This is a genomic window from Micromonospora sp. SCSIO 07396, from assembly GCF_053667945.1.
This window is the reverse complement of the sequence record NZ_CM132210.1, coordinates 5,847,204-5,860,780: the sequence shown is the minus strand read 5'-3', so window position 1 is coordinate 5,860,780 and position 13,577 is coordinate 5,847,204. Positions and strand designations below refer to the sequence as shown.

Sequence of the window (13,577 nt, the reverse complement as noted above, 5' to 3'; positions counted from 1 at the left end):
GGTCAGCCGAAGATCTCGTCCCGCAGGGGCGCGGGCAGGTCCAGCTCCTGCGCACAGGACCGCACCGAGACCTCGTACGACTCCACCACCTCGGCGCTGTCGGCCACGGCCAGCTCCGCGTCGGTCAGCACCGTCACCGACCGGGCCCGGAAGCGGTACTCGTCGGCGTTGCCGTGCAGACCGGGTACGACGTAGGGCTCCGGCTCCACCGGGTTGTGGATCTTTGACTGGTCGGAGTTGAGGTCACCGGCCGCACCCCAACCGGTGAGCATCTCCGGCCGGTACAGGTGACCGATGCCGAGGCGGTCGAACAACCGGGACACCGTCTCCTGCGGGGCGCGACTGCACTCGTACGGGAAGTGCGTCACCGCCAGCCCCTCGGCGGCGGCCCAGGCCCGCATCCGCGCGTAGTTGAGCGTGCTGAGCACGAAGTTCTCCACCACCCGCTCCCGCCCGATCTTGCCCTCCCACTTGGCCATCCACGAGTCGAGCGAGGCGCGCGGCTGCCGGTCCAGCACCAGCAGGCGCAGCCGGTCGACCGGCCAGCCGGCCTCGACGAGGCAGCGGGCCGGGTTGAACAGCGCCTCGAACGGCACGTACGGCCCGGCCATCTCCTTGGCGAACAACACCGGCTCGCCGTCGGGCAGCTTCCACGGCGAACCCTCGCCACCGGTGAGCACGAACCGGCCGATGGTCTTGACCGGCTGGTAGTAGGCCGCCGCCCGCGCCATGCCGAACAGGTTGGTCACGGCGGTCGAGCCGACCCGGCAGCGTCCCCAGCCGAGCACCAGCAGCGGAAAGTCGTCCGGGCTGCGACCGGCGAACCCGTCCCGCAGGGTGGCCACGATCCGGGCGGTCACCTCGTCGACGGTGGTGGTGACGACCTGGTAGCGGTCGTCGGGCGGCAGCGCGACGGTGGTGAGCGCGTCGTCGCCTGTGGCGGCCAGCCGGCGCAGCAGCGGATAGGGATCGGTCATCGGGACTCCCGGTGGTCGGAGGGGCGGGTGCGGCCGAGTTCGAGCAGCGCGGCGACGTCCCGCAGGGCCACCGGACGCAGCGCGGCCTCGCACAGCAGCGTCTCGACGCCCCGCAGCACCCGCTCGCAGACCGAGCCGGGCACCCGCCGGGTGTCGGCCAGCAACTGCAGCGCGCAGCCACCTGCCAGGTAGGGCATGGCCAGGAAGAAGGTCATGTCGTGCCGGGCCACGGCGGCGACCTGCCGCACGGTGGTCTGCGCCGCCAGGGCGGTCAGCGTGGCCCGGTCGGGCGGCCCCGCCGGCACGTCGAAGTCGCGACCCAGGCGGGCGTCGTTGAAGTACACCGACAGGTCGGCCTGCGCGCCCTCGGCCGCGATCAGCTCGTCCAGGGCGTCCGGCGGATAGGTGGCGTGGAAGTAGGACTCCGTCGAGTCGCGGTAGCAGCGCCGCACGGCGTCGTCGACGTCACCGTCGCCGATCTCGAAGACCAGCAGCGCGTTCTGGGCTATACCGGTGGCCAGTTGCCGCTGGCGGGGGGTGTTCCGGTTGCCGGCGATCAGCTTCACCACGGCCCGGTCCCGGCCGGTCAACGCCGCCTGGACCAGCAGCGCGGCGGTCAGCACCACGGTGGACGACGACGCACCCGTCCGCTCGGCCAGCGCGCCGGCCGCCGCCGCCACGGCGGTGGACTCCATCCGCCAGGTGACGACCGGCAGCGGGCCGGCGTCCTGCTCCGGCCCGTCGAAGATCCGCTGCGGCACCAGGGGCAGCCGCTCCCGCCAGTACGCCAGGGACCGGGCGGCCCGGCGCTGCCCGGCCGGCGACGCCTCGTAGCCGGCCTGATCCAGCGGCTGCCAGCCCGGCGCGGGCAGGGTCCGTTCGCCCTCGATCAGGGTGCGCAGTTCCGCCAACAGCAGCTCCAGCGACCAGCCGTCCAGCGACACGTGCGAGGCGGCCACGGCCACCGCCTCGACCAGCCCGTCGACGCGCAGCAGCGCCCACCGGACCGGCCAGTCCCGGTCCAGCCGGAACGCGGTGCCGGCCAGGTCGGCGGCGGCGGCGTCCGCCGCCTCCGGCAGGTCGGCGGCGGTGGTGTCCCGCACCAGTGGCGCGTACGACCCGTCGGCGAGCAGGTGCTGGCGGGGCCCGTCGGCGTCCTCGGTCATCAGGGTCCGCAGCACCTGGTGCCGCAGCGCCAGCGCCGACCAGGCCGTGGTGACCCGCTCGATGGTGACCGGGGCGGTCAGCCGCAGCACCCGCCGGATGTTGAAGTCCCGGCTGGCCTCGCCGAACCACTGCATCGGCCGGTACATGGCCAGCTGTCCCCAGGTCAGCGGCGCGGAACCGGTGGACCCCCCGGAGAACCGGGCCTGGACCGCCGCGTCCCCGACCGCCGGCTGGCCGGTGTCCGCGTGCGGGGACCGGCCCGGCTGTTCCCCGGCGGGCGTCGCCGTGGCCACGGGGGTCGGCAGTTGGTGGTCGGGCATCCCGGCGGCCAGGGCGCGCACCGTGCGCCTGTCGAACAGGTCGGCGATGCCCACCGGCAGGCCCAGCTCCTCGTCCAGCCGGGTGACGACCTCGACCACCTGCATGGAGTCGCCGCCGAGTTCGAAGAAGTCGTCGTCGACACCGAGCCGGTCCACCCGAAGCACCGCGCCGACCACTGCGGCCACCGCCGTCTCCAGCTCACCCGAGGGCGGGACGTACGTGGTGCTCAGCGCGGGTCGTACCGTCGGCGTGGTGGGCAGCCGACGTGTGTCGACCTTGCCGTTCGGGGTGAGCGGGTACTGCGCCACGTACAGGAACCGGCTCGGGACGGACGCCTCCGGCAGCAGACCGGCGGCGTGGGCGCGCAGCTGCGCCTCGGTCGGCCGGGGCTCCTCCTCAGACCGCAGGTAGGCGACCAGGTGCAGGTCGTGGCCGTCGGGTTCGGCGATCACCACCGCCTCGGCGACGCCGGGGCAACGGCGCAGCGCGTCCTCGACGGCGGGCGGTTCGACGCGCTGGCCCCGGATCTTCACCTGCCGGTCGGCGCGGCCGAGCACGTCCAGCACCCCGTCCGGGTCCAGCCGGCCCAGGTCCCCGGTGCGCAGCAGCCGCCGCCCGTCGCCACCCGGGTGCGGGATCCACCGCTGGGCGGTCAGCACCGGCTGGCCGTGGTAGCCCCGGCCGATCACCGCCCCGCCGAGGCAGATTTCGCCGGTCTGCCCCGGCGGCGCGGGCCGGCCCTGCTCGTCGAGGATGTGCACCTCGGCGTTGGGGATGGGGGCACCGACCGGCAGCCGCCGCCCGACCGTCCGGTTCGCGCCGATCCAGTACCAGGTCGCGCCGACGGTCTCGCTCATGCCGTAGTGGTTGCCGAAGCCCGACTTGGGGCTGCCGCTGATCCACGCGTCGAACTCGGGGGTCAGGTAGAGCGGCTCGCTGCCGATCATCACCTGGCGGGCGACGTCGTCGACGCCACCGAGCGCGGTCATCGCCCGCACGTGCGACGGGGTGAGCTTCAGGAACCCGCACGGGGCGGCGGCGGTCAACGCGATCAGGTCGTCGAACGCGACCGGCTCGGGCGCGACCTCCAGCTCCCAGTCCGCGACCAGCGCCGTGAACAGCGTCATCACCGACCCGACGAAGTACAGCGGGGCGTGCAGCACCGCCCGCTCCCCGGGCTGGAACGCGAACTCCCCGGCGCACCAGTGCACGTAGTTGACGAGCTGCCGGTGGGTGCCGAGCACCCCCTTGGGGGCGCCGCTGGTGCCGGAGGTGTACATGATGAACGCCAGGTTCTCGATCCGGCAGCCGCCGTCACCGTCGTCACCCACCGGCTCCGGCAGGTCGGTCACGTCGAGCACGGTCGACGGGTAGCCGGCGTCCACGAGGCCCCGGTGCTCCGGGCCGGTCAGCAGCACCGGATCGCCCGCGTCGGCGAGGATCCGGACCCGCCGGTCCGCCGGGTCGTGCACCGACAGCGGCAGGTACGCCGACCCGGCGGCCAGCACCGCGAGGATCGCCACCACCGCGTCCACCGAGCGGGGGAGCAGCACCGCGACCGGCGTCTCCGGCCCGGCCCCGTGGCCCCGCAGCACCCGGGCGGCGTGCCGGACCCGGGCCCGCAGCTCCCCGGCGGTGACCGCGACCCCGGCGCAGCGCACCGCGACGCGCTCCGGATCGGCGGCCAGCGCCCGGTCGACGAGGACGTGCAGCGGGGTGTCGCCGAACGGGCGGCGGGGGCCGGTGGCGACCGACGACGCAGCGTCCACCGTGGCCGGCCCGGTCCGGGCGGCGGGGCCGCCGTCGGCACCCCCGGGGGTACGCAGCGAGGCGGGCCGCAGGTCGGTCCAGTGTGCCGCGACGTGCTCCAGGCACGCCTCGACCGGCCCGGTGAAGACCGTCGTCCAGCCGCCCGGCAGCGGCCGGTCCGCCGGCCAGAGGGAGTACTGGTCCTCGCCGTTGACGACGACCTGGTGCGGGTCGACGCTCACGCGGGCCCCCCGACCGTCTGCCGTGCCGCGTCGAGCCGGTCGACGGGGTGCCGCCAGGCTTCCTTGGTGTACCAGTCGCCGCCGAACGAGTCGATCGTCGGGGTCCAGCCGTCGTGCGCGTCGGCGTAGCCGGCGACCTCCCGCCAGAACACGTCCACCAGCGCCGAGTACCGGCAGGCGGTCCGCAGGTCGGCCAGGGTGAACGGCGGCCCGTCCATGCGGACCAGGCGGATGTCGAACGCGCCCCGGTACTGCCGGCCGCCGACCGTGAACGGTTGCTTCCACATCGCCGCCCCGGGGGCCCGCAGGGTGTAGCGGACGCGGGAGGTGCTGTGTCCACCGTGGCGCAGGTCGCCCCACTCGGCGATGTCGGGCACCAGCGGCGGGAAGAAGTAGTGCCGCTGCCGGGGCACCTCGACCCGGTCGAAGTTGCCGGGCACGAAGTGCCAACGGTTGTACATCATCCGCTGGGCGACCTGCCACAGGATGTCGGTGACGGCGGGGGCGGGCAGGTCCGCTGCCATCTGAGGGCTGGGCAGCACGCAGCAGAAGAAGTCGGGCTTCTTCAGCCCCGCCACCTCCTCGTCGTACCGCCCGGCCGGACCGTCGAGGCGGGACAGGTCGCGGATGCCGCTGGACATGCCATAGTCGGCGCGGCTGTCGACGACCGCGCCCAGCACGATGCCCTCCAGGATGCCGGTCAGCTCGCGCTCGTCGCCGCCCGCGTGCACCCTGTGCAGGGCGGCGGCGGTGGCACGTCGTACCCAGGAGGCGGTGTCCTCGCCGTCGACAGGCGCGGTCAGGGCCCGCAGGGTCGGCGGCAGCTCGACCTGGCTGCGCTGCCCCTCCTGCCAGGGCAGCAGGTACTCGTCCTTGGCGTAGGTCAGGCCGTTGATCCGCCGGTAGCGGATGTGACCGCTGCCGTCGACGAGTTCGACCAGCTCACCGGCGAGCGTGGCCAACTCGGCCAGGGTCGCGGTGCTCAACTCCCCGGTGGTGTGCCCGTCGAGCGCGCGCAGGTACTCCGCACAGCGGGTGGTCAGCACCTTGCGGAGGCTGACCGCGTTGAGCTGGCGGCCGTTGAACTCCTCGAACCGGACCGCCCGGCCGGTGCGGAACAGCAACTGGATGGACGCGACGAAGAGCCGCTCCTCCGGGCTCCAGTCGGCCGGTGGGCGACCCCGCAACGCGGGCAGCACGCCGTCGCGGATGAGGGTGCTGGAGCCGGAGTCGGAGCGGGAGAACACCCGACGCTCGACGAAGATCAGGACGGTCTCGACCCGTTCGACCCAGTCGATGACCTCCTCCAGCCGCTCCGCCAGGCTGCCGTCGGCGTCCCAGGTGCGCAGCATCCGGTCGAGTTCGCGGCGCTGGTGCTCCTCCTCGGCCTGGGCCGGCAGCCACTCCTCGTCGATCATCTCGACCATCCACCCGGGCAGGGCGAGTTCGGCCACCACCTCCTCGACCGGCACGTCGCCGCGCGCCGGTTCGTGGATGGTCAGCTTGCCCAATGCCGAGTGGGCCAGCACGAACCCGGCGGGGGAGGCGTCGGCGTCCGGTGCGGTCAGCCGGAGGTGCTGCCGGCCGAGCAGGTGCCTGACGATCGCCTGTTCGCGCAGGGTCAGGCCGTCGAAGGCGGACCGGAAGGGCACCTTGCCCGCCATGGTGAGCAGTCGCAGCACGGCCGTCTGGGCGCTGCCGCCGAACAGTTCGACGGGATCACGCACGTCGCGCAGTTCCTGGCTCCACTGGTCGAATTTCGTACGTCGCACGGTCCCGCCTTTCTCGACCAGGGCAGGCTGCGGCGTTCGCACGATGCGGCTCGTACGACGACAGCCACCGCCGTGCGGTGACGACAGGGCATGCGGCGGCCGGCAGCCGACCTGGAGGGTGGAAGGCTCCCGTGGCAGTGCCACGGCGAGGAGGAGACGACACTCCACACCGGTGTGGGAGCGCTCCCGATCAGGAAGTCTCGCCGACGATGAAACATGTGTCAACAACGTGTGTCGGCCACCGATGACCTGCTAGGACGTGACTGCCCGGTGCGACACCGGTAGTCCGGATTCGGGTCGTCCGGGCCGGGCGGTCAGGAGGAGAGCGCGGGAAGCCCGATCGGGTTGTCCCGGGGGATGACCGTGTGGCAGGCACGCGCGACCGGAACCAGCAGCTCGCGGAGCCGTTGTGTGCCGTCCGGGCCGAGGGCCAGCCAGGGGCGGGCGGCGGCCAGGTCGGTCGCGTCCTCGACCGCCCGCAGGCCGGTGCGCCCCGCCTCGGTGGGGGCGCCCTCGTCGGTCAGCCACCCCCGGTCGACCAGCCGGGCCCGCGCCCGCGCCCACTCGTCCCCGGTCCAGCCCCGGCCGAGCAGGTATTCCTCCGGCAGGTTGACGGCGACCCGGAACGCCAACGTCTCGATCGGGTCCAGACCGGCGGCGACCAGCGCGGCCACATGCCCGTCCCCGCGGTGTTCGCGCAGCGTGGTGGCCGCCTGCCAGAGCCGGGCCAGCGGGTAGTCGCCGCGCGGCAGGGCGGCGTTGGCCGCGCCGAGCACCCGGCCGGCGGTGTCCGCCCCGACGGCCGCGGCCTCCAGCAGCGTGGCCGCCTCGGCCAGGTGCGCCTCGGGAAGTTCGTAGGTGAGCTCGGCGAGCGCCTGCACGGCCCCGGTGAGCCGGGCGCGCAACGCCTCCTCGGGGGCGGCGAGCTGCCACACCGCCGGCAGCGCCCGGCTCACCATCGGCGGGGCGAAGGTGAAGAAGGCGGCGGTCACCGGGGCGGCGTCGACCGGCCCCAGCGGGGCGGTCCGGCCCGCGAAGTAACCCCGCCAGTAGCCGCGCAGCCCGATCGCCTCGTAGGCGGCGCGGGCCCGGGGATGGAAGTAGGTGATCGCGTGCAGGGGTTCGACGTGCGTCCACATCAACCGGGCGGTCCGCCCGGGGTCGTCCAGCGGCGGCACGCGCACCTCCGGGTCGGTGGGGGTCACCGTGGCGCGGACCGGCCGCTCACGGTGACCCCGAACCTACTGCCGGTGGGTGCCGGCCGGAAGACCCGTGTGGTCTACTGCACCGCCAGCACGTCGACGATGAACCGCAGCGGGCCGGAAGGCGCGCCGGGACGCTGCGGCGTGTCGCCGTACGCCAGGTCGGCGGGGATGTCGAGCTGGACCCGGCTGCCCACGGTCTGACCCTGCATGCCCTGGTCCCAGCCGGGGATGACGTTGCCCTGGCCGAGGCCGAAGGTGAACGGCTCGGACCGCTTCCAGGAGGCGTCGAACTCCTCACCGGTCTTGTACGACACACCCACGTAGTTCACGGTGATCTGCTGGCCGGCCTGGGCGGCCGGGCCGGTGCCCCGGATCAGCGGGGTGGCCTTGAGCCCGGTGAGCTCGCCCTCGCCCTTGGTGGCCTGCGGCTTGGTGCACAGCGCCTGGTCGGCCCCGTCGGGCAGCTTGGGGAAGTCACCCGCGCAGCCGGCCGGTGCCGCCGCCGGCTTCGGGTCGTCCTTCTCGCCGTTGCGGACCACCACGAACACCCCGACGATCACCGCGATGACGGCCACGCCGGCGACGGCGCCCAGCCACGCCTGGCGGCGCTTGCGCTTCTCGGCGGCCTTCTGCGCCGCCAACTGGGCGGCGAGTCGCCGCTGTGCCTTCGTCTCCGGGGCCTGACCCTGGCCCGCCGAACGGTTCTCCGTACGCTCGCTCACGTCCTCGACTCCCTGCTGATGTGGGTGGCCGGCCCGGCGACCCGGTTCCGTGGCCAGCGCACACGGTACCCGGATCGATGCCGAGGGTGGGCCGTCGCCCGCCCGTGGTGTCCCCGAACGGGCCGGGTCGTGCCGGCACATGCCGTTCTTTCCGGGTGCCGGGAGCCGACCGGCGGTAGGTTCTCGACCATGGCGATCCTCACCGACGACGACAAGGCCCTGCTCGCCGAGCCGCAGCTCGCCCACGTGGCGACCATCGAGGCGGACGGCACCCCGCACGTCACCCCGGTCTGGGTGGACGTCGACGGCGAGCACATCCTGTTCAACACCGCCAAGGGGCGGCAGAAATACCACAACATCGCCCGCAACCCGGTGGTCGCGGTCTCCGTGGTCGACCGGGCCGACGACTTCCGCACCCTCTGGGTGAAGGGCACCGCCGAGTTCGTCACCGAGGGTGCCGACGCGCACATCGACCGGCTGGCGAAGAAGTACCTCGGGCAGGACACCTACCCGTTCCGGCAGCCCGACGAGGAGCGGGTGATCGTCCGGATCACCCCCACCGAGAAGCTCGGCCGGGGCTGACCACGCCCGACGCCCGGCGGACGGCCCACGGTCGCGCCGGGCGTCGGGCGGGTCCGCCGCTCAGGCGCTGCGGCGCGGAGCGGCCTTCTTCCCGGTGGTCTTCTTCGCAGGGGACTTGGTGGCCTTCTTCTCGGTGGCCTTCTTCGCGGCGGTCTTCTTCGCCGGCTCCGCCTTCGTGGCCGGGGTCTTCTTCGGGGTGGTCTTACCGGCGGTGGTCTTCTTCGCCGCCTGCTTGGCCGACCGGGCCGACGAGATCGGTGTCGGCTCGCCGGCCCCGGTCTCGCCCCGGGCCACCCGGGCCCGCTCCACGGACGCCTTCAGCGCCGCCATCAGGTCCACCGCGGCGGCCGGCGTCGCCTCCTCCTCCGCCGGTTGGACCACCTCACGGCCCTCCACCTTGGCGTCGATGACCTCCTGCAACGCCGCCCGGTAGTCGTCGGTGAAGGCGTCCGGCCGGAACTCCCCGGCCATCGAGTCGATCAGCGAGGCGGCCATCGCCAGCTCCGGCGGGCGGACCTTCAGGTCCTCGTCGAGGAAACCGAAGTCGGGGGTACGCACCTCGTCGGGCCAGAGCATCGTGTTGAGCAGCAGCACCCCGTCGCGGACCCGCAGGGTGGCCAACTGTTCCCGCTGGCGCAGCGCCACCTTGACGATCGCCACCCGCTCCGAGTCGGCCAGCGCGTCGCGCAACAGCACGTACGGCTTGGTGGCGGTCCCCTCCGGCTCCAGGAAGTACGCCTTGTTGTAGAGGATCGGGTCGACCTGCTCGGCCGGGACGAACTCCAGCACGTCGATCGCCCGGGAACTGGTCAGCGGCAGGTCGGCGAAGTCGGCGTCGGTGAGGATCACCAGCTCGCCGCCGCCCAGGTCGTAGCCCTTGGCGATGTCGTCGTAGCTCACCTCCTCGCCGCAGACCGAGCAGGTGCGCTTGTAGCGGATCCGGCCGCCGTCGTCGCGGTGCACCTGGTGGAACCGGATGTCCTTCTCCTCGGTGGCCGAGTAGAGCTTCACCCCGATCGAGACCAGCCCGAACGACACGGCTCCCTTCCAGATCGCCCGCATCCCGATGCTCCTCTCCCCGACCTGACCAGGATCGCAAACGATCGAAGCCCCCGCACGTGCTTCCGTGCGCAACTACAGTCGGACAGGTGCCCGGCGCTCCGTTGAAGCCGATGCTCGCGATGACCGGGCCGCTCCCGGTGGGTGCCGGCTGGGCGTACGAGTTCAAGTGGGACGGGGTCCGCGCGCTCGCCGACCTGACCGGCGGCCATCCGCACCTGTTCGCCCGCTCCGGTGTGGAGATCACCGCCGCGTACCCGGAACTGGTGACGCTGGCCGAGCAGGTCGACGACGCGTTGCTCGACGGTGAGGTGGTCCTGTTCGACCCGGCCGGGCAGCCCTCGTTCACCGCCCTCGCCGAGCGGATGCACGTGCGGGACCGGGCGAAGGCGGCCCGGCTGGCGGCCACCATCCCGGTCACGTACATGATCTTCGACGTGTTGCGGTTGCGGGGCGAGGATCTCACCGGGTGGCCGTACCACGAACGGCGGGCGGCGCTCGACGGCCTGGGGCTCGGCGCGGCCCGGTGGGCGGTGCCCCCCTGCTTCACCGACGGTGCCGCGACCTACCAGGCGGCCGGGGAACACGGCCTGGAGGGGGTGCTGGCCAAGCGGGCCGACTCGGTCTACCGGCCCGGGGTGCGTTCGCCGGACTGGGTCAAGGTCAAACTGGAGGTGACAGCTGACTTCGTGATCGGCGGCTGGCGGCCCGGCGCGCGCAGGATCGGTGGGCTGCTGGTCGGGGTGCCCGGCCCCGACGGGCGGCTCACCTACCGGGGGCGGGTCGGTGGCGGGATCGGCGCGGCCCTGGAACGGGACCTGCTGGGCCAGCTCGAACCGCTGCGCGCCGCCGGGTCGCCGTTCGCCGGGGACCTGCCGCGCGAGGACGCCCGGGGCGCGATCTGGGTGACCCCCCGGATCGTGGTGGAGGTCAGATACGGCCAGCGCACCCCGGACGGGCGGCTACGGTTCCCCCGGGTGCTGCGGCTGCGCCCCGACAAGCCGCCCGGGGAGGTGGAGGATGCCTGAGCGGGTGAAGGTGGAGGTGGACGGCCGGGCGTTGGAGCTGTCCAACCTGGACAAGGTGCTCTTTCCGGAGGCCGGCTTCACCAAGGGCGAGGTGATCGACTACTACACCCGGATCGCCCCGGTGCTGCTGCCGCACCTGGCCGACCGGGCGTTGACCAGGATCCGCTTCCCCAACGGCGTCACCGGCGGCTCGTTCTTCGAGAAGAACGCCCCGGCCGCCACCCCCGCCTGGGTACGCACCGAGACGCTGCCCGTGCCCGGGTCGAGCAAGGGTCGGGAGACCATCGACTACGTGGTCGCCGACGACCTGCCCACCCTGGTCTGGCTGGCGAATCTCGCCGCCCTCGAACTGCACACCCCGCAGTGGCGGATCGGCACCCACCCGGACCTGATGGTCGTCGACCTCGATCCCGGCCCGCCGGCGGGGTTGCCGCAGTGCTGCCGGGTGGCGGTCCTGCTGCGCGACCGGCTCGCCCTCGACGGGGTCACGGCGTACCCGAAGACCTCCGGCAAGAAGGGCATGCAGCTCTGCTGCCCGATCAGCGCCACCCAGGACGCCGACGTCGTCTCCGGCTACGCGAAGCGGATCGCCCAGGAGTTGGAGCAGGAACACCCGAAGCTGGTCGTGTCGCGGATGGCGAAGAACCTGCGGCCCGGGAAGGTCTTCATCGACTGGAGTCAGAACAACGCGGCGAAGACGACAGTCGCGCCGTACTCGCTGCGGGCGCAGGCGGTGCCGGCGGTGTCCACCCCGCTGACCTGGGACGAGGTCGAGTCGGGGGCGGCGGGGAAACGGCCCGCGGCGAAGCCGTACACCGCCGGGGAGGTGCTGCGGCGGGTCGAGAAGTCGGGCGACCTGCTCGCGCCGCTGCTCGACGGCGGCCCCGCGCTGCCGGTGGCATGAGCCGCGTCGTGTCACGCGCCACCATGCCCGGTCGAACCGGTCACCGCTCGATGACGGTGCCGTTCGCGTCGATGCCGTGGTCCCGCCAGTAGACGTCCCACTCGTCGTCGACGTGCTGCGGGACCTTGCCCTGCGGGTAGCGGACGTAGGGGGCGGTCGGCTCCTGGCCGTCGGGGAAGCAGGCGCTGCCGCCCTGCCCACCCACCGCGATCGCCGGGTACTCGCCGTCGCTGCAGATGCTCTCCCGATAGCCGCAGCCGCTGGTCAACAGCAGCCCGCTCAGGCCCACTCCGGCAAGGATGATCATGACCCTCGTTCGCATGGGTCGAGTCTTGTCGCGGCGGGCGACGCTGTCATGCGCACGCGTACTCAACTCTTCCCGGATCGGTAGGGTGGGGCGTTCCGTCCGGACAGGAGGACCGATGGCTGCCCACCTCGCCGTCACCCCGTCGACCGATGCGCCCGAACAGGTCGACCTGCCACTGCTGACCTACTACGACGACGCGACGGGCGAGCGAACCGCGCTGACCGCGAGTCAGCTCGGTGGCTGGGCGGCGCGCACCGCCGGTCTGCTGCGCGACGGGTGCGGGCTGGGGCCGGGCAGCCGGGTCGCGGTGCTGCTGCCGCCGCACTGGCGTACCGCTGCGGTGTTGCTCGGGGCCTGGTCGGTGGGCATGGCGGTGTCGTTCCGGCCGCGCGCCACCGCCGGCCTGCCGGTCCTCGAACCGGGCGGCGATCTGGCGTACGACGCGGTGTTCGTCACCCCGGAACGCCTCGACGACTGGCTGGAAGACGTGCCCGACGGGGTGCACCGCTACCTCGTCGGCACCCGCCCCGGGGCGTTGACCGACGTGCCGGTGGGGTGGCTCGACTGGTCCGCCGAGGCGCTGCGGCACACCGACACCCCGCCCGACTATGCGGCCGTCCACCCCGCCGCCCCGGCCACCCCCGACGGCACGAGCTACGCCGTCTGGGGACGCCTGGCGAAGGAGGTCGCCACCCAACTCGACCTGCGTCCCGGCGACCGCCTGCTGGTCGACGCCGCCGAACACGAGCAGCCGGTGAAGTGGCTGCTCGCCCCGCTGGCAGCCGGCGCCTCCGTGGTCATCTGCGCCAACCCCGACCCCACCAGGTCGGCTGCCCGCATCTCCACCGAACACATAACCCGCACCCTCTAACCCCGCCCGCACCCGCCGCCGACCCCGTTTCCCCCGGTGATCAAGAGGTTTGCGTCAACTTTGATCTTCAGATTGACGCAAACCTCTTGATCACCGGGCCTGGGTCGGCCGCTGTCCCGGGGTCGACCCAGGGGATTGCTCGGCGGTTCGGTCAGCAGGTGGTGTTGCCGGCGGGGACCCAGCCGTCCAGGGACGGGTCCTCGGCACCGTGGCCGTAGATCCAGGTGTCGTTGTCCTCGGACCAGCCCTGGCCGTGCCAGCGGAACCCACGCCCGGCGGTCAGGGTGCGCAACACCTGGCCGTGCGGTGCCGTGCGCAGCCAGGTGTTCTGGGTGAGGTTGCAGAGGAAACCGGGCGCGTCGCTGGCCGAGGCCGGGGCGGCGGCCACGGCGGTCCCCGGGACGGCGACGACCGCGATCGTCAGGACGTGCAGAATTCGGCGCTTCACTCGGATTCCCTTCGACGTGCCGGTGTCAACTGTCGACTGTGGACACCGTACCCGCCGGGGGAGACGACCGCCTGTCGGGCGGGACGAGCCCCGGCTGGGCGAGTCGCGGAAACGCCGGCCGAATCGCTGACGTCATCAGCTCTAAAGGACGCACGAGGGACCACCCACCCCCCCGCCGCACGCAGAACGAGAGGAGCGACGCAACCAGACCCGGGCGCGCGAG

The 13,577-nt window shown here is 73.1% G+C and carries 12 protein-coding genes; 4 read left to right on the top strand and 8 right to left on the bottom strand.

Annotated elements, in window-relative coordinates; all coding sequences use genetic code 11:
- Positions 1-2: 2 nt before the first annotated feature.
- The 5 genes from ACWCHM_RS25310 to ACWCHM_RS25290 form a co-directional block, all read right to left on the bottom strand.
- Positions 3-977: a hypothetical protein gene (locus ACWCHM_RS25310; protein WP_281901037.1), complete on the bottom strand. Its 975-nt coding sequence runs from the start codon at positions 975-977 to the stop codon at positions 3-5.
- Positions 974-4,456, bottom strand: coding sequence for an AMP-binding protein (locus ACWCHM_RS25305; protein ID WP_454220114.1), 3,483 nt, complete (start codon positions 4,454-4,456; stop codon positions 974-976). Before ACWCHM_RS25305 ends, ACWCHM_RS25310 begins: the two co-directional genes overlap by 4 nt.
- A complete protein-coding gene (locus ACWCHM_RS25300) occupies positions 4,453-6,228 on the bottom strand; it encodes a hypothetical protein (protein WP_454220113.1) in 1,776 nt (591 codons plus the stop codon). The genes ACWCHM_RS25305 and ACWCHM_RS25300 overlap by 4 nt, the downstream gene beginning before the upstream one ends.
- Before the next feature lie 314 nt (positions 6,229-6,542).
- Positions 6,543-7,367, bottom strand: coding sequence for an SCO6745 family protein (locus ACWCHM_RS25295; protein ID WP_204958973.1), 825 nt, complete (start codon positions 7,365-7,367; stop codon positions 6,543-6,545).
- Positions 7,368-7,507: 140 nt separating this feature from the next.
- Complete coding sequence (locus ACWCHM_RS25290; protein ID WP_421489582.1) at positions 7,508-8,155, bottom strand: FKBP-type peptidyl-prolyl cis-trans isomerase; 648 nt, start codon at positions 8,153-8,155, stop codon at positions 7,508-7,510.
- Between the two features lie 189 nt (positions 8,156-8,344).
- On the opposite strand from ACWCHM_RS25290, the gene ACWCHM_RS25285 reads away from it, so the two are divergent.
- Positions 8,345-8,737 (top strand): PPOX class F420-dependent oxidoreductase, encoded by a 393-nt coding sequence (locus ACWCHM_RS25285; protein ID WP_204958795.1) that lies wholly within the window; start codon positions 8,345-8,347, stop codon positions 8,735-8,737.
- Positions 8,738-8,797: 60 nt separating this feature from the next.
- Here ACWCHM_RS25285 and ku read toward each other — a convergent pair whose 3' ends face one another.
- Positions 8,798-9,799: a non-homologous end joining protein Ku gene (ku, locus tag ACWCHM_RS25280; RefSeq protein ID WP_204958796.1), complete on the bottom strand. Its 1,002-nt coding sequence runs from the start codon at positions 9,797-9,799 to the stop codon at positions 8,798-8,800.
- An 86-nt stretch (positions 9,800-9,885) separates the two neighbouring features.
- Between ku and ligD (ACWCHM_RS25275) the strand changes: the two genes are divergently transcribed.
- Positions 9,886-10,824: a non-homologous end-joining DNA ligase gene (gene ligD / locus ACWCHM_RS25275; RefSeq protein ID WP_281901021.1), complete on the top strand. Its 939-nt coding sequence runs from the start codon at positions 9,886-9,888 to the stop codon at positions 10,822-10,824.
- Entirely contained in the window at positions 10,817-11,728 is a 912-nt protein-coding gene (ligD, locus tag ACWCHM_RS25270; RefSeq protein WP_454220111.1) for a non-homologous end-joining DNA ligase, read from the top strand. The genes ligD (ACWCHM_RS25275) and ligD (ACWCHM_RS25270) overlap by 8 nt, the downstream gene beginning before the upstream one ends.
- Positions 11,729-11,768: 40 nt before the next feature.
- On the opposite strand, the gene ACWCHM_RS25265 is transcribed toward ligD (ACWCHM_RS25270), so the two are convergent.
- The gene (locus ACWCHM_RS25265; protein WP_454220109.1) at positions 11,769-12,050 is read right to left on the bottom strand and encodes an SCO0607 family lipoprotein; all 282 of its coding nucleotides are present in this window, start codon (positions 12,048-12,050) and stop codon (positions 11,769-11,771) included.
- Between the two features lie 100 nt (positions 12,051-12,150).
- Between ACWCHM_RS25265 and ACWCHM_RS25260 the strand changes: the two genes are divergently transcribed.
- Positions 12,151-12,906 (top strand): TIGR03089 family protein, encoded by a 756-nt coding sequence (locus ACWCHM_RS25260; protein WP_454220108.1) that lies wholly within the window; start codon positions 12,151-12,153, stop codon positions 12,904-12,906.
- A gap of 151 nt (positions 12,907-13,057) precedes the next feature.
- Here ACWCHM_RS25260 and ACWCHM_RS25255 read toward each other — a convergent pair whose 3' ends face one another.
- Positions 13,058-13,354 (bottom strand): hypothetical protein, encoded by a 297-nt coding sequence (locus tag ACWCHM_RS25255; RefSeq protein ID WP_204925850.1) that lies wholly within the window; start codon positions 13,352-13,354, stop codon positions 13,058-13,060.
- Between the last annotated feature and the right edge of the window lie 223 nt (positions 13,355-13,577).